At 65.5% G+C, this 19,386-nt stretch carries 19 protein-coding genes; 15 read left to right on the top strand and 4 right to left on the bottom strand.

The annotated features are described in order from the left end of the window. Both RT551_RS08125 and RT551_RS08120 read left to right on the top strand, forming a co-directional pair. On the top strand, positions 1-474 hold a 474-nt coding region (locus RT551_RS08125), incomplete at its 5' end, for a peptidoglycan DD-metalloendopeptidase family protein (RefSeq protein WP_313457273.1). Between the two features lie 72 nt (positions 475-546). Continuing rightward, positions 547-1,932: a S41 family peptidase gene (locus RT551_RS08120; protein ID WP_313457270.1), complete on the top strand. Its 1,386-nt coding sequence runs from the start codon at positions 547-549 to the stop codon at positions 1,930-1,932. A gap of 151 nt (positions 1,933-2,083) precedes the next feature. Here RT551_RS08120 and RT551_RS08115 read toward each other — a convergent pair whose 3' ends face one another. Next, the gene (locus RT551_RS08115; protein ID WP_313457268.1) at positions 2,084-2,776 is read right to left on the bottom strand and encodes a rhomboid family intramembrane serine protease; all 693 of its coding nucleotides are present in this window, start codon (positions 2,774-2,776) and stop codon (positions 2,084-2,086) included. Between the two features lie 228 nt (positions 2,777-3,004). Between RT551_RS08115 and RT551_RS08110 the strand changes: the two genes are divergently transcribed. Next, complete coding sequence (locus RT551_RS08110; RefSeq protein ID WP_313457266.1) at positions 3,005-4,348, top strand: outer membrane protein transport protein; 1,344 nt, start codon at positions 3,005-3,007, stop codon at positions 4,346-4,348. Between the two features lie 85 nt (positions 4,349-4,433). Here RT551_RS08110 and RT551_RS08105 read toward each other — a convergent pair whose 3' ends face one another. Then, the gene (locus tag RT551_RS08105) at positions 4,434-5,162 is read right to left on the bottom strand and encodes a ThuA domain-containing protein (protein ID WP_313457264.1); all 729 of its coding nucleotides are present in this window, start codon (positions 5,160-5,162) and stop codon (positions 4,434-4,436) included. Between the two features lie 104 nt (positions 5,163-5,266). Between RT551_RS08105 and RT551_RS08100 the strand changes: the two genes are divergently transcribed. The 3 genes from RT551_RS08100 (at position 5,267) to RT551_RS08090 (ending at position 7,228) form a co-directional block, all read left to right on the top strand. Further along, positions 5,267-5,914: a hypothetical protein gene (locus RT551_RS08100; protein WP_313457262.1), complete on the top strand. Its 648-nt coding sequence runs from the start codon at positions 5,267-5,269 to the stop codon at positions 5,912-5,914. Positions 5,915-5,930: 16 nt separating this feature from the next. Further along, the gene (gene pnuC / locus RT551_RS08095) at positions 5,931-6,506 is read left to right on the top strand and encodes a nicotinamide riboside transporter PnuC (protein WP_313457260.1); all 576 of its coding nucleotides are present in this window, start codon (positions 5,931-5,933) and stop codon (positions 6,504-6,506) included. 281 nt (positions 6,507-6,787) lie between these two features. Then, positions 6,788-7,228, top strand: coding sequence for a hypothetical protein (locus RT551_RS08090; RefSeq protein ID WP_313457259.1), 441 nt, complete (start codon positions 6,788-6,790; stop codon positions 7,226-7,228). A 298-nt stretch (positions 7,229-7,526) separates the two neighbouring features. Here RT551_RS08090 and putA read toward each other — a convergent pair whose 3' ends face one another. After that, on the bottom strand, positions 7,527-10,751 hold the full coding sequence (gene putA / locus RT551_RS08085) for a bifunctional proline dehydrogenase/L-glutamate gamma-semialdehyde dehydrogenase PutA (protein WP_313457257.1): 3,225 nt from the start codon (positions 10,749-10,751) through the stop codon (positions 7,527-7,529). Positions 10,752-11,112: 361 nt separating this feature from the next. Here putA and coxB point away from each other — a divergent pair, with 361 nt between their 5' ends. The 5 genes from coxB (at position 11,113) to RT551_RS08060 (ending at position 15,337) form a co-directional block, all read left to right on the top strand. Then, positions 11,113-12,036 (top strand): cytochrome c oxidase subunit II, encoded by a 924-nt coding sequence (coxB, locus tag RT551_RS08080; RefSeq protein WP_313457254.1) that lies wholly within the window; start codon positions 11,113-11,115, stop codon positions 12,034-12,036. 64 nt (positions 12,037-12,100) lie between these two features. Continuing rightward, positions 12,101-13,711 carry a cytochrome c oxidase subunit I gene (gene ctaD, locus RT551_RS08075; RefSeq protein WP_313457251.1) on the top strand — a complete coding sequence of 537 codons (1,611 nt, stop codon included), beginning with the start codon at positions 12,101-12,103 and terminating at the stop codon, positions 13,709-13,711. Positions 13,712-13,719: 8 nt separating this feature from the next. Further along, complete coding sequence (locus tag RT551_RS08070; RefSeq protein WP_313457248.1) at positions 13,720-13,854, top strand: hypothetical protein; 135 nt, start codon at positions 13,720-13,722, stop codon at positions 13,852-13,854. Next, positions 13,851-14,441, top strand: a complete 591-nt coding sequence (locus RT551_RS08065; protein WP_313457245.1) for a cytochrome c oxidase assembly protein — start codon at positions 13,851-13,853, stop codon at positions 14,439-14,441. Before RT551_RS08070 ends, RT551_RS08065 begins: the two co-directional genes overlap by 4 nt. Before the next feature lie 20 nt (positions 14,442-14,461). Further along, positions 14,462-15,337, top strand: a complete 876-nt coding sequence (locus RT551_RS08060; protein WP_125360267.1) for a cytochrome c oxidase subunit 3 — start codon at positions 14,462-14,464, stop codon at positions 15,335-15,337. Positions 15,338-15,353: 16 nt separating this feature from the next. Here RT551_RS08060 and RT551_RS08055 read toward each other — a convergent pair whose 3' ends face one another. Then, positions 15,354-15,572 carry a twin transmembrane helix small protein gene (locus RT551_RS08055; RefSeq protein ID WP_125360266.1) on the bottom strand — a complete coding sequence of 73 codons (219 nt, stop codon included), beginning with the start codon at positions 15,570-15,572 and terminating at the stop codon, positions 15,354-15,356. A gap of 57 nt (positions 15,573-15,629) precedes the next feature. On the opposite strand from RT551_RS08055, the gene RT551_RS08050 reads away from it, so the two are divergent. The 4 genes from RT551_RS08050 (at position 15,630) to cyoE (ending at position 19,130) form a co-directional block, all read left to right on the top strand. Continuing rightward, entirely contained in the window at positions 15,630-16,343 is a 714-nt protein-coding gene (locus tag RT551_RS08050; protein WP_313457242.1) for an SURF1 family protein, read from the top strand. Positions 16,344-16,433: 90 nt separating this feature from the next. After that, positions 16,434-17,009 carry a hypothetical protein gene (locus tag RT551_RS08045; protein ID WP_313457239.1) on the top strand — a complete coding sequence of 192 codons (576 nt, stop codon included), beginning with the start codon at positions 16,434-16,436 and terminating at the stop codon, positions 17,007-17,009. Between the two features lie 10 nt (positions 17,010-17,019). After that, positions 17,020-18,246: a COX15/CtaA family protein gene (locus RT551_RS08040; protein ID WP_313457237.1), complete on the top strand. Its 1,227-nt coding sequence runs from the start codon at positions 17,020-17,022 to the stop codon at positions 18,244-18,246. Further along, the gene (cyoE, locus tag RT551_RS08035; RefSeq protein WP_313457234.1) at positions 18,243-19,130 is read left to right on the top strand and encodes a heme o synthase; all 888 of its coding nucleotides are present in this window, start codon (positions 18,243-18,245) and stop codon (positions 19,128-19,130) included. The genes RT551_RS08040 and cyoE overlap by 4 nt, the downstream gene beginning before the upstream one ends. Positions 19,131-19,386: the final 256 nt, after the last annotated feature.

The raw sequence follows: 19,386 nt of genomic DNA, 5'->3' as shown, positions 1-19,386 counted from the left end.
AAGGCCGAGCGTGCCGCTGCGGCCAGCGGGACCAAGCCGCCGCCGCGTGCCACCAAGGTGCCGCCGCAGGTGGCCTCCGCGCCGGCCCCGAAGGTCGGCGGGCTGGGCTGGCCGTTGTCGGGCAACCTGCTCGCCCGTTATGGCGGCAAGCTGCCTGATGGCCGCACCAGCAGTGGCGTGCTGATCGGGGCCAACGCCGGCAGCACGGTCACCGCCGTGGCCGATGGCACCGTGGTGTTCTCCGACTGGATGACCGGCTACGGCATGATCCTCATCGTCGACCATGGCAACGGCTACATGAGCCTGTACGCGCACAACGACACCCTGCTGCGCGATGCCGGTTCTGCGGTGAAGAAGGGCGATGCGGTGGCCAAGGTCGGCAATTCCGGCGGCCAGGGCGTCACTGCGCTGTACTTTGAACTGCGTCGCAACGGCCAGCCGGTCGATCCCACCTCGTGGCTGCAGCGACGCTGACGTTCAACGGGAATTTACCCCTGCTTCGCGCATAATCGGGACGATGTTTCCCCGCACACCCTGGAGTGCTTCATGCGCGTAGCCCGTTCCGCCACCTTGCTGCTGGCCCTGCTGCCGGCGCTGTCCTGGGCACAGCAGACCGCACCGGCCGCCCAGAGCGACAGTGACGCAGCCAACAGCGAAGAGGCGGTGACCTCGCGCGTGCCACTGGAAGAGATCCGCCGCTACGTCGGCGTGTACAACGCGGTGCGGGCCGCCTACGTGGACCCGGTGGATGACAAGAAGCTGATGCAGTCGGCCATCCGCGGCCTGCTGCTGGACCTGGATCCGCACAGCACCTATTTCGACAAGGAAGACGCCGAAGCCTTCGACGAACAGGCCGAGGGTGCCTACGAAGGCATTGGGGTCGAACTGCAGCAGCAGCCCGACAACAGCAGCCTGAAGGTGATCGCGCCGATCGATGACACCCCGGCATCGAAGGCCGGCATTCTTGCCGGCGACCTCATCATCGCCATCGACGGCAAGCCGATCAGCGCCATTGAAGCCACCGAGCCGCTGCGCGGCAAGGCCGGTTCCAAGGTCGTGCTGACCATCGTCCGCGAAGGCAAGGCCAAGCCGTTCGATGTGCCGATCACCCGCCAGACCATCCGCGTGACCAGCGTGCGCAGCCGCATGCTCGAACCCGGCTATGGCTATGTGCGCCTGAGCACCTTCCAGGCTGATACCGGTGCCGATTTCCAGAAGCACGTGGCGCAGCTGCAGAAACCGGCCGGCGGCCAGCTCAAGGGCCTGGTGCTGGATCTGCGCAGCAACCCCGGTGGCCTGCTTACCGCCGCCGTGCAGGTGGCCGATGACCTGCTGGAGAAGGGCAACATCGTCAGTACCCGCGGCCGCATCTCGATCAGCGACGCGCGTTTCGATGCCACCCCGGGCGATCTGCTCAACGGCGCACCGGTGGTGGTGCTGACCGACGCCGGCTCAGCCAGCGCGTCGGAAGTGCTGGCCGGTGCACTGCGCGACAACGGCCGTGCGCGCGTGATCGGCAGCCGCACCTTCGGCAAGGGCTCGGTGCAGACCGTGCTGCCGCTGGACAACGGCGATTCGGTCAAGCTCACCACCGCGCGCTATTACACCCCCAGCGGCAAGTCGATCCAGGCCACCGGCATCGTGCCCGACGTGGTGCTGCTGCCGGAGAAGCAGGAGGGCGACGACGATTTGCCGGCCAGCCTCACCGACTACAGCGAAGCCACCCTGCCGGGTCACCTGCGCGGTGATGATGAGGGCGGGGAAGGCTATACCGCCGGCGATGTGCTGCCGGGCGATGGTCCGATCAATGATGCGCTGGCGGAGCTGAAGCAGCCGGGCTCGGTGGCGGCGAAGCAGAAGGCGGATGCGGCGAAGAAGCCGGCGTCGGAACCCAAACCCGCCGCAGAAACCAAACCCGCTCCGAAACCCTGACGGTAGCGCCGAAGAGAACGGCAGGAGCCGTTCTCAACGTCACGCAGCGACGGCCCGAAGGGTGCCCGCCAGGACGGCGGGCATATCGTTGGCCGGCCCTCGTGAACGTCGGAATCACCCCGTGGGCCGGCCAACGGCCGGCGCTACCGGTTCAAAACCCGTGGCGTTTGCGCAATCGCCGCGCAATCGCCGCGCGCACATACACCCCATACATCAGCCCGAACGCAAACCCGGCAATGTGCGCCCACCAGGCCACCATGCCGAAGCTCGGGCCGATGTAGGCGAACACCACCTGCAGCGCCGCCCACACCCCGATCAGCAGGTAGGCCGGCGCACGCACGAACTCCAGGAACAGCCCCAGCGGGATCACCACGCCCAGGCGCGCCCCCGGGAACAGCGCCAGGTAGGCACCAATCAGCGCCGACACCGCGCCACTGGCCCCGATGATGATCTGGTCCGGATTACCCATGGTGTAAATGGCGGTCAGGTTCGAGATCGCCCCGCCCACCAGGAACAACAGGATCAGCCGCCACGGCCCCAGTACCCGCTCGGCCGGCAGCCCGAAGATCAACAGGAACACCAGGTTGCCCAGCAGGTGTGACCAGTCCGCGTGCAGGAACAAGGCGGTGAACAAGCGCAGCACGCTGCCGTCCTGCAGCGTCGCCCACCAGTCCTGTGGATGGGTCAGCCCGGTGGACAGGGCACCCCAGTCCAGCCACAGGCTGCGGCGGGCGTCGCCCGGCCGCGAAATCGACCACAGGAACGCCAGCCACAGCGCCGTGAAAAGCAGCGGCGTGGCCCAGCGCAGGGCGGTTTTTCGGCGGGAGGGCAGGGAGACGAACATGGTGGTGCAGCCTAACCCGGAGCAGGTCTGAGCGGGGTAAGGAGGCGTTCAGGCTGAATGGCCGAATACGCCTATCGCGTTATTGTTTCATTAACCGGTCTGGGTATACTCGCATACGGCGTCGTATGTCGGGAGGGGACTCCGGCGCATGTTTTCCGGCCTTTGCGGGTGGGAAAGCGTGCAGGCGCGCGTTGCCAAACATCACCGCAAATCCGGAGAGTAAAAACGATGCAAACCGCTTCCACGCTTGCCCGCGTCACCGCCCTGGCCGTCGGCATCGCCGGTGCCCTGGCCGTTGGCCACGTTCACGCCGCCGCCTTCCAGCTGAAGGAAAACAGCGCCAAGGGCCTCGGCCGCGCCTTTGCCGGTTCCGGCAGCGCCGCCGGCGACGCCTCGATCATCGCCGTCAACCCGGCCGGCATGCGCCAGCTGGACGGCACCCTGGTCCAGGGTGACCTCAGCGCCATCAGCTTCAAGGCCGAATTCGAAGGCACCGGCCGCAAGCCGACCGGCCAGCCGCAGACCGGCGGTGACGGCGGCGACGCCGGCATGATCGCCCCGGTTCCGGCCGCATACTTCCACATGCCGATCGGCGAAAAGGCCCACTTCGGCGTCTCGCTGACCGCACCGTTCGGCTTCAAGACCGATTACGACAACGGTTGGGTGGGTCGCTACAGCGGCCTGAAGACCGACCTGAAGGCCATCGACCTGGGCTTTGCTGCGTCGTATGACGTCAACCCGTACGTGTCGTTCGGCGCTTCGGTGTTCGTTGAGCACCTGACCATCGAACTGAGCAACAACATCGACTTCGGCACCGCGCTGGCCCAGTCCCGCGTTCCGGGCTTCGCCCCGGGCAGCGCCGACGGCAAGCTGACCATGGAAGGCGACAACAACGCGGTGGGTTGGACCGTGGGCGGCCTGTTCAGCCCGAACGACGACACCCACATTGGTATCAGCTACCGTTCCAAGGTCGAGCACAAGATCACCGGCGGCGACGCCACCTTCGACGTGCCGCCGGCGGCTGCACAGGTTCTGGCCGTGGCTCAGCCGGGCCGCTTCGTGACCACCTCGGGCAAGACCACCGTGACCCTGCCGGCTTCGGCCACGATCAGCGTCACCCACAACTTCACCGACCGCTTCACCATGATGGCCGACGTCACCCGCACCGCGTGGTCGACCGCGTTTGACAGCGTCACCATCGACTACGGTTCGGCCCAGCCGGATTCGGTGCTGGACTTCAGCTACCGTGACACCACTTTCGCTTCGATCGGTGGCGACTACAAGCTGAACGACACCGTCACCCTGCGCGCCGGTGTGGCCTACGACCAGACCCCGACCACCGACGCCCACCGCGACGTGCGCGTGCCGGACACCAGCCGCAAGTGGCTGTCGTTCGGTGTGGGCTGGACCCCGTCGGCCAACACCGAATACAACTTCGGTTACACCCACCTGTTCACCAGCGACCCGAACGTGAACATCGGCGGCACCACCAACAACCAGGGCAACTCGCTGCAGGGCAAGTACAAGGTCCGTGGCGACGTGCTGGCCGCTTCGTTCCAGTACAAGTTCTAATTGAACTGAGCTGGAAAAAAGGCCCCGCTAACGCGGGGCCTTTTTTGTTGCGTACTGACACGCCATGCGTGTCATCGACCCACTCTCAACATTCACCACTCCGCCCCGCCGCATACAACAACCCCTGCCGCAGGTGCGCCTGGAAATCCCGGTTCCGGTAAACCGCCGTGTCGTGCCCCAGCCCGGTGTACCAGCTGCGCCCGCCATCAAACGCATGGCACCACGCAATCGGGTGGTCATCCCCCATCGTCCCGCCCTGGTACATGCGCTCATCCACCGTCGCAATCACCTGCACCGTTCCACGCGGGTTGCTGCGGTAGTTGTACAGCTCATCGCGCACCGGCCAGAACGTGCCCACCGGCTTGCCATCGCGCTCCGGCTGCACCCGGCTGAACTGCAGCCCCTCCGGATGATTGCGGAAGTACGCACCAACCAGCCGTGCGTACCACGACCAGTCGTACTCGGTATCCGCCGCCGAATGCACACCGACAAAGCCGCCGCCGGCGCGGATGAAGCCCTCCATCGCCGCCTGTTGCTCCGCATCGAGCACATCCCCGGTGGTATTGGCGAACACGATCACCTTGTAGCGCGCCAGGTTCGCCGCGTTGAAGTCCGCCGGGTTCTCGCTCTGGTCCACCACCATGCGCTCGCGCCCGGCCAGCAGGCGCAGCGTACTCACCGCAGTGGGGATGGAATCGTGGCGGAACTTCGCCGTATGGGTGAACACCAGTACGCGTTCGGTCGGCGCGGCGCTGGCCGCAGGCACGACGGTCAGGCACATGGCCAGCAGCAGAGGCAGGACATTCGGGCGCATGGGCCGATCATGCCACAGCCGCGTACAATCGCCCCTCACCGTGCGCCCGGCCTTACCCGCGCGCGGCGCACGGACCGCTCGATGCTTCATGACAAGGAAACCGCATGTCGTCTGTTCTGCTTCGCACCACCCTGGCCCTGAGCCTGTCCGCGCTCGCTGCCCCGGCCTTCGCCGCCGGTGACTTCGCTGCCTGCTTCACCCTGACCCCGGGCGTGTCCTGGTCCAACGGCAGTGAAACCCTGTCCATCAGCGAGGCCACCGTGGCCGGCGAGTCCGCACTGGCCGTGACCACCTCCGGTGGTGGCGTCAGCAGCGCTACCGTGCACGACCGCAGCGGCCGCCAGCTGCTCGCCCAGATCCGCTACGGCATTGCCGCCTGGGGCGGCGACGCCGCCGCACCGGTGATGACCGACACCTTTGATCCCGCGCCGACCTTCCCCGCCACCGCCAAGCCCGGCGAGCGTTTCACCGTGACCGGCAAGGGTGAGCGCACGAACCACGCGGAAGACACCGTCACCGATCTCGAGTTCGACGGTTTCTCCGACTACACCTTCGTGGGCTATGAAGACCTCGAAGTCGAGATCGACTTCAAGCCGCGCACCTTCACCAACACCTGCCACCTCACCACGACCTTTGAAGACGGCCGTGCCGAGGCTTGGTACGCGCCCGGCTTTGGCCGCATCAAGTTCAAGCGCTACAGTGGCGACAGCCTGCTGATGAGCGACGAGATCAGCAGCATCGTCAACGAGTAAGGACCGTTCTGCGCGCATGAACCTCGCCGACCCCAACTTCCAGCTGGAAATCGCGGCCAACGTCATGGTCGCAGGCTCGATCCTGCTGGCCGGACGCAACAACGTCCACACCTGGTGGATGGGGATCGTCGGTTGCGCGTTGTTCGCCCTGGTGTTCGAGCACAACCACCTGTACGCCGACATGGTGCTGCAGTTCTTCTTCATCGCCATCAGCGTGCTCGGCTGGTGGCAGTGGCTGCGCGGCGACCACGGTGCGCCGCTGCCCATCACCCGGGTGCGTCCGCGCGCCTGGGTGTGGCTGGTGCCCGTGGCCGTACTGGGCACGTTCGGGTATGGCTGGATGCTGCATCGGCTGACCGATGCCTATGCCCCGTTTGTGGACTCCGCCGTGCTGGTGCTCAGCGTCATCGCCCAGTTCCTGATGATGCGGCGCAAGCTGGAATCGTGGTGGGTGTGGTTGCTGGTGAACAGCATTGCCGTGCCGCTGTATTACAGCCGGGGGCTGCATCTGACGTCGATTCTGTATGTCGGGTTCTGGATCAATGCGTTGGTGGCGTACCGGCATTGGCGCAAGTTGATGGTCGTTCGGTAAAGGCCGCGGTTTCGATCCGGGGTCATGCGCTACCGGGTGTGGGCAATTCCACGGTCGTCGTCTGTCGACCGACGCTACCGGTTCATGGCGCGCCATGACAATCGGATGCCCACCGATCCACGCCATCCACGGAATGCCTCCGACGCGCAGGAGCCGCATGATGTGTTGTGCTGTGGTGTGCTTTGGTAGGGTCGGTCGAAAGACGACCGCACTGAACCCATCAACGCCCGGTAACGCAGCGAAACCAGACGAAGCAACACCCCGGCCAAGAAAGGAAGCCCATGCCCATCACCAAGAAAGGCGATTACTACTACGGCACCGAAGACGCCGACATCGCCGACGAAGTTGCCAGTTACAGCACCTTCAACACCTACATAGCCACCCGCTTCCAACCCGCCACCTGCCCCTGCGGGAGCACGGATTTCCTGCTCCTCACCGACGAAGTAGAAGGTGTCGCAAAGCGCATCTGCGCCGAATGCAGAACCGAAGTTCTGATGGGTGACAGCGCCGATTACATCGAAGGTGCCGAACTCGACAACCACATCTGCGTCTGCGACGAAGAGCGATTCGGCATCACGTCCGGTGTCGCGTTGTATGCCGACAGCAACGATGTGCGCTGGCTGTACATTGGGTGCCGCTGCCGCAGGTGTGACCTGGTGGGAGTGTTCGCACATTGGAAGTGCGAGGGTGGGGATGTGGATGCGTTCGTGGCGAAGTTGTAGCGGCAGCGGTTGATCGCGGCCAACGCCGAAGCGTGGGGTTTGATTTTGATTTCCCGTGGCCGCCGATCACCTGTCGAAGGTGGGGCGGGGTGGGTTTGCGGGACCGTAGAAAACATGGATGTTTTCTACGAGCCCCCATGGATGGGTTTACGGCGTGTCCCGCAAACCCATCCCGGCCCGCCAAACCAGGAAGGCCGTGAACCGAAGGCTGTTCGCACGAATCCGACAGCAGCGGGGCAAGCCCGGCTCTACGTGTCCCCGATCAACAGGGCTGTCGATCGGGGAATGGTGCGTGCGATCAGTCGCCCAGTGTCAGCAGCGATGCGTTGCCGCCGGCAGCCGTGGTGTTCACCGTCACGGTCTTTTCGGTGGCAAAGCGCAGCAGGTAGTGCGGGCCGCCGGCCTTCGGGCCCGTGCCCGACAGGCCCTGGCCGCCGAACGGCTGCACGCCCACCACCGCACCAATCTGGTTGCGGTTCACGTACACGTTGCCCACGTTCACCCGCGACGAGATGCGGTCAACCGTTTCATCAATGCGCGAATGCACACCCAGCGTCAGGCCATAACCCGTGGCGTTGATCTGGTCAATCACCGCATCCAGCTGATCGCCCTTCCAGCGGATTACGTGCAGCACCGGTCCGAAGATCTCCTTGTGCAGCTGGTCCAGGCTCTTCAGCTCGTACGCGCGCGGCGCGAAGAACGTGCCGTGTGCCGCCGCTTCGCTCAGCTCTGCTGCCGCAATCAGGCGTGCTTCCTTCTCCATCCGCACCGTGTGGTCGCGCAGGATCTGCAGCGCGTCCGCATCGATCACCGGACCCACGTCGGTCGACAGCAGACCCGGATCGCCAATCTTCAGCTCCGCCATCGCGCCCGCCAGCATCGTCATCACCTTGTCGGCAATGTCGTCCTGCACGAACAGCACGCGTGCTGCCGAGCAGCGCTGGCCCGCCGAGGTGAACGCCGAACCGATCGCATCCTTCACCAGCTGTTCCGGCAGCGCCGACGAGTCCGCAATGAACGCATTCTGGCCGCCGGTTTCCGCAATCAGCACGCCAATGGCCGCATCACGCGCCGCCATTGCACGGTTGATCGCACGCGCCGTGTCGGTCGAACCGGTGAACGCCACGCCCGCCACGCGCGGGTCGGCGGTCAGCGCCGCACCCACCGTTGCGCCATCGCCCGGCAGGAACTGCACCACGCCTTCCGGCACGCCCGCGTCCAGCAGCAGCTTCACCGCGTAGTAGCCAATCAGGTTGGTCTGCTCCGCCGGCTTGGCAATCACGCTGTTACCGGCGGCCAGTGCCGCGGCGACCTGGCCCAGGAAGATCGCCAGCGGGAAGTTCCACGGGCTGATGCACACGAACACGCCACGGCCATGCAGCTGCAGCTCGTTCGATTCGCCGGTCGGGCTCGGCAGCTTCTCGGCATGGCCGAACTGCTCGCGCGCCTGCTTGGCGTAGTAACGCAGGAAGTCCACCGCCTCGCGCACTTCAGCGATGCTGTCCGGCAGGCTCTTGCCCGCTTCCTTCACGCACAGCGCCATGAATTCCGGCAGGCGCGCTTCCAGCTGGTCGGCCGCGTGTTCCAGAATCGCCGCGCGGCTTGCGGCCGGCGTGCGGTTCCACTGCGGCTGTGCCGCCACCGCGTTCACCAGCGCCTTCTCCACCGTCGCGCTGTCGGCGGCCTGCCACTGGCCCACCACCTGGCGGTTGTCGGCCGGGTTGATCACGTTGATCTGTGCACCGGTCGGCTGTGCGCCCGGCACCAGCGGCGCTGCCTGCCACGGCTTCACCGCCGCGTTGAGCTGCTCGGCCAGAGCGCGCAGATCGTTGTCGTTGGCGAGATTGACGCCCATGGAGTTCTTCCTGTCGTGGTTCTGGCTGCGCAGCAGGTCAACCGGCAGCGGGATTTTCGGGTGCGGAATGGAATCGAACGAAGACACGGCTTCAACCGGATCGCGGATCAGGTCGTCAATGGCCACGTCTTCGTCGGTGATGCGGTTGACGAAGCTCGAGTTTGCGCCGTTTTCCAGCAGGCGGCGCACCAGGTACGGCAGCAGGTCCTCATGCGAGCCCACCGGCGCGTACACGCGGCACGGCACGTTCAGGCGGTTGGCCGGCACCACTTCGGCGTACAGGTCGTCGCCCATGCCGTGCAGCTTCTGGTGCTCGTACTGGCCACCCTTGGCAATCGCCTTCACCGCCGCGATGGTGTGCGCGTTGTGGGTGGCGAACATCGGGTAGATCGCATCGGCGTGGGTGAACAGCCGCTTCGCGCACGCCAGGTACGACACGTCGGTGTTCTGCTTGCGGGTGAACACCGGGTAGGCCGGCAGACCGTCGATCTGCGCGCGCTTGATCTCCGCGTCCCAGTACGCGCCCTTGACCAGACGCACCTGCAGGCGGCGGCCAATGCGGCGAGCCAGGTCGGCCAGGTAGTCGATCGTGTACGGGGTGCGCTTCTGATACGCCTGCACCACCACGCCGAAACCTTCCCAGCCCACCAGCGAGGCGTCGCTGACCACCGCTTCAATGATGTCCAGCGACAGTTCCAGGCGGTCGGTTTCCTCGGCGTCCACCGTGCAGCCAATGCCGTACGACTTGGCCAGCTGCGCCAGTTCCAGCACGCCAGGCACCAGGTCGGCCATCACGCGCGCGCGCTTGGCGTGCTCGTAGCGCGGGTACAGCGCCGACAGCTTGATCGAGATGCCCGGGGCCGAGTTCACGTCGCCGTCCGGACGGCCGCCACGGGCCTTGTGGTCGCCACCGATGGAGTGGATCGCGCGGCGGTAGTCTTCCAGGTAACGCTTGGCGTCCTTCATGGTCAGCGCGCCTTCGCCCAGCATGTCGAACGAATAGCGGTAGCTGGCGTTGTCACCCTTGTGCGAGCGCGACAGCGCTTCGTCGATGGTGCGGCCCATCACGAACTGATGGCCCATGATCTTCATTGCCTGGCGCACGGCCAGACGCACCACCGGCTCACCGACGCGGCCCATCAGGCGCGCGAACGCGCCCGGCACGTCGGCGCGGGTGGCGTCATTGATGTTGACGATGTGGCCGGTGAGCATCAGGCCCCAGGTGGAGGCATTGACCAGCACCGAATCGCTGCCGCCCAGGTGCTTCTTCCAGTCGGCCTCGCCCAGCTTGTCGCGAATGAGCTTGTCGGCGGTGTCCTGGTCCGGAATGCGCAGCAGTGCTTCGGCCACGCACATCAGCAGCACGCCTTCCTCGCTGCCCAGGTCGTACTGGCGCATGAAGGCTTCAATTGCACCCTGGTCCTTGGCGCGCACGCGCACCCGTGCCACCAGGTCGGCGGCGGTGGCCTGCACCTGGGCCTGCTCGTCGGCCGGCAGACGCGCCTGGGCGAGCAGCTCGGTGACGTGACTGGCCTCATCCTTCATCCAGGCATCGGTGATCGCCTGGCGGAACGGGTTGGGCACGGGCGGCAGCTCGGGGCTGAGCAGGGCCGGGCGGGAAGCAGCAGCGGCGGCCGCTGCGGGGGGATGGGCGGAAGGTGCGGTCATGCCGGAAGGCTCGTGGAGAACTTGACCATTTTATGCGTTTTTTGCGCGTTTCAACATCTCCCCCAGGCCCCGTCCCATCCGCCGCATAGCCTTTGATAGAGGGGGATTTGGCCGATTCCGACAGTCCGTCAAGAACTGTGCTGAATTCGGCAAAACGGCTGCCGAGCTCATGCTGTGTTGCAACATTGCTGAAAATGTGAATGGACCCTTGCGGCTCGCGCGAGAGCAGGGCTACCATCGAGACGCGTCCCCCACGGGCGCTCGATACCGGCGCGTGTGGAGGCATTGCCTGCACCCGACGTCCAGAAGGCTTGCTCGCGGCCAGCGATGGCTGCAACCGACGACGCTAAGGGTCTAGGCAATGAAGCAACGCAGAAAGTGGGGTACGACGTTTGCAAAGGCAGTGGGGTTCGGGGGCGCGTTGAGCACTCCGGTATTGGCGTTGGCCCAGTCGGCCGACCCCAAGCCGTGGCAGCTGAACATGGGCAAGGGGGTTACCCAGAGCTCGCGGCTGGCCTGGGAATCCAACATGTTTTCCCTGTGGGTATGCACCATCATCGGCGTGCTGGTCTTCGGCGCGATGGGCTACGCCATCTTCAAATTCCGCAAGTCCAAGGGGGCGGTTGCCGCCACCTTCAGCCACAACACCAAGGCCGAGATCATCTGGACCGTCATTCCAGTGCTGATCCTGGTGGTGATGGCGTGGCCGGCCACGGCCAACCTGCTCAAGTTCTATGACATGCGCGGGTCGGAAATGACCGTCAAGGTCACCGGTTACCAGTGGATGTGGAAATACGAATACCTGGGCGAGGACGTCGCTTTCACCAGCCGCCTGGACCGCGAATCGGACCGCGTTCGCCAGAGCGGGCAGGTGCCGGACCGCAACAGCCATCCGCATTACCTGCTCGACGTGGACAACCGGCTGGTGCTGCCTGTCGACACCAAGGTGCGCTTCGTCATCACCTCCGATGACGTGATCCATTCCTGGTGGGTGCCCGCGCTGGGCTGGAAGCAGGATGCCATTCCCGGCTTCATCAACGATGCCTGGACCAACATCGAGCAGGTCGGCGTGTATCGCGGGCAGTGCGCGGAGTTGTGCGGCAAGGACCATGGGTTCATGCCGATCGTGGTGGAAGCGGTGTCCAAAGAAGACTTCCAGAAGTGGTTGGCGGAGAAGCGGCCGAAGGCAGCAGAACCCGCGCCAGCGGCAGCACCGGCAGCGCCGGCCGAAGCACCAGCGCCCGCAGAAGCGCCGGCTCCGGCACCGGCTCCGGAAAAAGTCTGACTTCCCATCGCGCGCGCCGTTCGGCGCGCGTCGCTACCAGCGGAACCAATGAGGTGTAGTGGCAATGGCGCATACCGCAGTTGATCACGACGGGCATCACGGTCATCAACAGGGCTTCTTCGAGCGTTGGTTGTTCTCGACCAACCACAAGGACATCGGCACCCTGTATCTGATTTTCAGCTTCATCATGTTCATCATCGGCGCGGCGATGAGCGTCATCATCCGCGCCGAGCTGATGCAGCCCGGGCTGCAGTTCGTCAAGCCGGAAACCTTCAACCAGCTCACCACCGTGCATGCGCTGGTGATGATCTTCGGCGGCGTCATGCCGGCCTTCGTCGGCCTTGCCAACTGGATGGTGCCGCTGCAGATCGGCGCGCCCGACATGGCCCTGCCGCGCATGAACAACTGGTCGTTCTGGTTGCTGCCGGTGGCCTTCAGCCTGCTGCTGATGACCTTCCTGCTGCCCGGCGGCGCACCGGCCGGTGGTTGGACGTTGTACCCGCCACTGTCGCTGCAGGGCGGCTACAACGTCGCCTTCACCGTGTTCGCCATCCACGTCGCCGGCATCAGTTCAATCATGGGCGCGATCAACATCATCGCCACCGTGCTCAACATGCGCGCGCCCGGCATCGACCTGCTGAAGATGCCGATTTTCTGCTGGGCCTGGCTGATCACCGCCTTCCTGCTGATTGCAGTGATGCCGGTGCTGGCCGGTGCGGTGACCATGCTGCTCACCGACAAGTTCTTCGGCACCAGCTTCTTCAATGCCGCCGGTGGCGGTGACCCGGTGATGTTCCAGCACATCTTCTGGTTCTTCGGTCACCCTGAGGTGTACATCATGATCCTGCCCGCCTTCGGCGTGGTCAGCGAGATCATTCCCACCTTCAGCCGCAAGCCGCTGTTCGGCTACCAGGCCATGGTCTACGCCATTGCCGCCATCGCCTTCCTCTCGTTCATCGTCTGGGCCCACCACATGTTCACCGTGGGCATGCCGCGCGGCGGTGAAATCTACTTCATGTTCGCCACCATGCTCATCTCCATTCCCACCGGGGTGAAGGTGTTCAACTGGGTCAGCACCATGTGGCGCGGGTCGCTTACCTTTGAAGCGCCGATGCTGTGGTCGGTCGCCTTCGTCATTCTGTTCACCATCGGTGGCTTCTCCGGGCTGATGCTGGCCATCGTGGTCGCCGACTTCCAGTACCACGACACCTACTTCGTGGTTGCGCACTTCCACTACGTGCTGGTCACCGGCGCGGTGTTCGCGCTGATCGCCGCCGTGTATTACTGGTGGCCGAAATGGACCGGGCGGATGTACAGCGAGAAGTGGGCCCAGGTGCACTTCTGGTGGACCATTGTGTTCGTCAACCTGCTGTTCTTCCCGCAGCACTTCCTCGGCTTGGCGGGCATGCCGCGCCGCATTCCCGATTACAGCGTCGCCTTCGCCGACTGGAACCTGATCAGCTCGATCGGCGCGTTCGGCATGTTCGTCACCCCGTTCATGATGGCGGCGATTCTGATCGCCTCGTTGCGCAATGGCGAAAAGGCGGCGGGCCGTTCCTGGGAAGGTGCGCGCGGACTGGAATGGACGGTGCCGTCACCGGCTCCGGCGCATACCTTCACCGTGCCGCCGGTCGTCCGTCCGGGTGATCTGGCCCATGATGACGTGACGCATTGAGGTTGCCGATGAACACCACGCCTTCCAGTTTCGATGACCTGGCCCTGCGCCGCCGCCGCGCCCGTCGTACCGCCCTTGTGGTCGGTGCGGTGGCCGTGGCGGTGTACCTCGGCTTCATCCTCAGCGGGGTAATCGGGCGGTGAGCGAGGTGCAGCCCGCCAAGGTGTCACCCACCGCCGGACTGCCGCGCCTGATCGCGGTGGTGGTGGCGGTGTTCGTGCTGACGTTTTCGCTGGTGCCGCTGTACCGCATTGCCTGCGAGAAGATCTTCGGTGTGCGCCTCGAGCGGGGGCCTGGCAGTGAACTGGCCGGCACTGCCGTCGGCAAGCAGCGCACCGTGCGGGTGGAGTTCGACGGCGGCGTCAATTCGCACCTGCCGTGGGCGTTCCATCCCGAACAGCTGAGCATGGATGTGGTGCCGGGCGAGCTCAACGAAGCGCTGTACTTCGCCCGCAACGACAGTGACCACGCGCTGGTGGGCAGTGCGGTGCCGTCCGTGGCACCGGCCAAGGCCTCCGGCTACTTCAGCAAGACCGAATGCTTCTGCTTCACCGCCCAGACCCTGCAGGCCGGTGAAAAGCGCGACATGCCGGTGCGTTTCATCGTCGACCCGGATCTTCCGGCCAACGTGACCACCATCACCCTGTCCTACACCTTCTACAAGAACGATGCGCTGAGCGCGCAGCTGGTCGCGGCCCCGCCGCCGGCCACTGCCCGTTCCGCGCCCTGACCGTCTTACGGATACCGACCATGGCCCAGCACAGTCCCGACGCCAACGTGTACTTCGTACCCACCCACAGCAAGTGGCCCTTCATCGGCTCCATTGCGATGATGGTGACCATGGTCGGCGTGGCCAGCTGGCTCAACGACGCCGGCTGGGGCAAGTGGACCTTCTATGTTGGCCTGGCGATGCTGGTGCTGACCCTGTTCTGGTGGTTCAGCGACGTGGTGCGCGAATCGCAGGCCGGGCACTACAACCGCCAGGTGGACGGCTCGTTCCGCATGGGCATGGTGTGGTTCATCTTCTCCGAAGTGATGTTCTTCGGGGCCTTCTTCGGCGCGCTGTTCTACACCCGCACCCTCGGCCTTGCGTGGCTGGGCGGCGAGGGCGACGGGGTGATGACCAACGAACTGCTTTGGGACGGGTACTCGGCCGCGTGGCCGACCAACGGCCCGGCCGGCATCGGCGGCCACTTCCAGACCATTCCGGCCTGGGGCCTGCCGCTGATCAACACGCTTATCCTGCTCACCTCCGGCGTCACCCTGACCATCGCCCACCACGCGCTCAAGGCCGGCCATCGCCGCCAGCTGCTGGTGTGGCTGGGCATCACCATCGCGCTCGGCGCGTTCTTCCTTACCCTGCAGGCCGAGGAATACATCCACGCCTACAAGGAACTGAACCTGACCCTGGGGTCGGGCATCTACGGCTCCACGTTCTTCATGCTCACCGGTTTCCACGGTGCGCACGTGCTGATGGGCACCATCATGCTGGCAGTGATGTGGCTGCGCGCGGCCAAGGGGCACTTCACCCGCGACAACCATTTCGGCTTTGAAGCCGCCGCGTGGTACTGGCACTTCGTCGACGTGGTCTGGCTGATGCTGTTCCTGTTCGTCTACGTGCTGTAGCGCAGGGGCGGAAGGATCAGCCGCCGATCCCGTGCGGCTTGATCCAGCCGGTGTAGATGCCGATCGCCACCAGCGCGATCAGTGCCACCGACAGGGCAATGCGGCGGGTGAGTGCATTGACGGTGCGCTTGGTCTGGCCCCGGTCCACCAGCAGGTAGTACAGCCCTGCGCCCAGATTCCAGACGATGACGATCAGAAACGCGATTACCAGCAGGGTCTTCAACGAATCATTCATGCGCGGCTCGAGGGCAGGGCGGGTTGACGTAGTTCACCGCGTTTGCGGCCGATTGTCATGATGCGCCAGCACACGCGCCTGATCGGCTGGGTGGCCGCCGTCCTCACCATTGGGGTGTTCTGCCTGCTGGGCCGCTGGCAGCTGCAGCGGATGGAGCAGAAGCAGGCGCTGCTGGATCAGGACGTACCCGCCCGTGCGCAGACCCTGGCTTTGGGGGCCGCCTTGGCTGCGCCGCCGCAGCTGCGGTGGGTGGAGGACCATGGGCAGTTCCTGCCCGGCACCGTGCTGCTGGACAACCAGATGCGGGACGGGCGCGCCGGGCTGAAGGTGTATCAGCCGTTCCGCAGCGACAGCGGCGCGGTGGTGCTGGTGGATCTGGGCTGGTTGCCGATGCCGGCGGATCGGACGCTGCCCGTCATTACGCCGCGCGAGGGGCCGGCCCGGCTGGCCGGTCTGCTGGCTCCGCCGCCTGCGCCGGGGTTGGCGGTGGGTCCAGCGATGACCGCTGCCAAGCAGCCGGGGGTCTGGCTGGCCAGCCGGATGCCGCCGCAGGAGGTGGCGGCGGCGCTGAAGCTGGAGGTCTTGCCTCATTCCGTATTGCGACTGGATCCGGCCTTGCCGGGTGGATATGCCCGTGACCTGGAGCTGCTGCCCAACACCATGCCGCCGAGTCGGCACCTGGGGTACGCCGTGCAGTGGTTCGGGCTGGCCCTGACCGTATTGGTGGTGGCGCTTGTGCTCGAGTGGCGTCGCCAACGCCGTGACCCGTAGAGCCGGGCTTGCCCGGCTGGCTCTTCGCGACCACCCCGAACCACCCACCCATCCCCTCCCATTCCCCCTCAACATGCGAAAATCCCGCCCATGAATGCCATCACCCCGGAACAGCTCAAAGCCCGCAACCGCGGCCGCTGGACCCTGGTCGCCCTGTTCGGCCTGTTCTTCGGGGCCACGGCGCTGGCCGGGCTGCTGCGCTTCTCCGGCTGGCAACCCACTGCCCACCGCAACACCGGGCAGATGATCGAACCGCACCTGGATGTACGCGCGCTGCCGCCCACCCTCGCCAGCGGCCAGCCCTACCCGTGGAAGTCCGATTCCCAGGTCTGGCGCATCCTCGTCGCCCCGGCCCCTGGCTGCGCCGCCGAGTGCGTCACTTTGTCGCAGGACTTGGCCAAGGTGTGGCAGCTGTTCGGGCATAGGGCCGATAATGTCGAGATCCTGTGGCTGGGTACGCCGCCGGCCGAGGTCCAGGGCCTGCCCGCCCTGCGCGCGCTGCAGCCCCAGCCGGAGCTGCGCGCCGTGTTGCCGGGTGTGGACGATGCCACCGGCACGCCTGTGTATGTGGTCGACCCGAACGGGTTCGTGCTCATGCGGTATGCGCCGGGATTCGAACTGGCCGGTCTGCGCAAGGACATGGCCACGCTGTTGAAACTGAAGTGAGTTCCGTTTGATGAACCCCACCGCGCGCCCGGCGCTGCACCGTAATTTCCACCGTCTGGCGTGGTTCGCCCTGATCATGACGGCCAGCACCATCATGTTCGGGTCCTTCGTGCGCCTGTCTGATGCGGGTCTGAGCTGCCCGGACTGGCCGACCTGCTATGGCCGCGTTACGTGGCCGCAGCATGCCGCTGAGGTGGCCGACCATGTCGCCACCCAGATCCGCCCGCTGGAAACCCACAAGGCCTGGCGCGAGCAGGTGCACCGCTTCCTGGCCGGCGCCCTCGGCATCGAGATCCTCACCCTGGCCCTGCTGGCCACCCGCCGCCGCCGCTGGGGCAGCACCGCCGTGGTCACCGCCTGCGTGCTGGTGGCCGCCGGCATTCCCTTGTACATGATGGGCCACCACGTACCCGCCAGCATCATCGCCGTGCTCGGCGAGGTGATCCTGCTGATCGCCGCGCTGCGCTGGAACAACATCGACCTCTCACGCGCGGCGCTGCTCACGCTGGCGGTGGTGATCTTCCAGGCGCTGCTTGGTATGTGGACGGTCACCCTGCTGCTCAAACCGATCGTGGTGATGGGCCATCTGCTCGGCGGCATGCTGATGTTCGGGCTGCTGGTGTGGATGGCGTGGCGTGCCACGCATATGCCGATCACCCTGGTTGAAGCGCCCACCCTGAAGAACCTGCTGCGCGTCGGCGTGGCCGTGCTGGTAGTGCAGATCGCCCTCGGCGGCTGGGTCAGCGCCAACTACGCCGCGCTCGCCTGCGGCGGTGGCAGCGCCTCGCTGGACAACTTCCCGCGCTGCGTCAGCCAGTGGTGGCCGCCGCACAACTTCCAGGAAGGCTTCACCCTGTGGCGCGGCATCGGTGTGGATTACGAAGGGGGCGTCCTCGACGGAGCCTCGCGTATCGCCATCCAGATGGCGCACCGCATGTTCGCGGTGATCGTCGCCGTGTACCTGCTGTGGCTCTCGTTCCGTCTGTTCCGCCTGCCCAGCATGCGCGGCTCGGCGACGGCCCTGGGCGTGCTGGTGGTGCTGCAGATCACCCTGGGCATCCTGAACGTGAAACTGGCGCTGCCGCTGGAAGTGGCCGTGGCGCATAGCGGTGGCGCGGTGGCGCTGCTGTTCGTGCTGGTGACGTTGCTGGCGCGGATGCGTGCGCCGGGCGACGTCGCGGAAGGCGGCCGACCAACGGTCGGCGCTACCGAAACTGTGGCGGGTACTTCGCCATGAGCGTGAGACAGTACTGGGATCTGACCAAACCGAAGGTCGTCGCCCTGATCGTGTTCACCGCACTGGTGGGCATGTTCCTGGCCATTCCCGGCCTGCCGACCGCGCAGCAGGCGCTGACCGGCGCACTCGGCTTCCTGGGCATCTGGCTGGCGGCTTCCGCCGCCGCTGCCATCAACCAGTTGCTGGATGCGCAGATCGACGCGCAGATGGCGCGCACCTCGTGGCGCCCGCTGGTGGTGGGCAAGGTCAAGCCGTGGCAGGTGCTGGTGTTTGCCAGCGTGCTGATCGTGCTGTCGATGACCATCCTGGTGGTGTGGGTGAACGTCATCACCGCCGTGCTGACCTTCGCCTCGCTGATCGGCTATGCGGTGATCTACACCGTGTACCTCAAGCGTGCCACCTCGCAGAACATCGTCATCGGCGGCCTCGCCGGGGCCACCCCACCGATGCTCGGCTGGGCCGCGATCACTGGCATGCAGGGCCCGATGGACTGGGTGTATGCCTCGCTGCTGGTGCTGATCATCTTCATCTGGACCCCGCCGCATTTCTGGGCATTGGCCATCTTCCGCCGCGAGGATTACGCCAAGGCCAAGATCCCGATGCTGCCGGTGACGCACGGCGTGGCGTACACCCGCAAGTCGATCCTGGTGTATTCGATCGTGCTGGCGATTGTCGCCATCCTGCCGGTCGTCGTTGGCATGAGCGGCCTGTTCTACCTCGGTGGTGCCGTGGTGCTGAACGCCGTCTTCGTCTGGTACGCCTGGCGCATGCTCAACCCGCCGGATGAGTTGTTCTCGATGAAGATGTTTGGCTATTCCATCGTCTACCTGATGGCGCTGTTCGCCTTCCTGATGGTCGACCACTGGATGCTGCCCTGGTTGTAATGCCGCGCGCCGCTCCCGGTGCGCACGATGTACAGGCCGTGCGCGATGCAACGATGCACGGGACGCGCGCGGTCTGCGCGATCTTCGGGGCCTGCACCGTCCGCTTTGCTGCTTTGGTAGGGTCGCACGACAGTCGACCGCCGATAACGCTGCACCGCCCGATAGGGCATGACCTCGGAACGGAGGCACCCCCCGGCAGGGTCCATGCGTCAATGCGCCGATCACCATCATCGGCAGGCGTCTATCGACCGCCTCT

It is taken from the genome of Stenotrophomonas sp., assembly GCF_032103445.1.
Classification (GTDB): Bacteria; Pseudomonadota; Gammaproteobacteria; order Xanthomonadales; family Xanthomonadaceae; genus Stenotrophomonas.
This window is presented reverse-complemented; position numbering and strand designations above follow the sequence as displayed.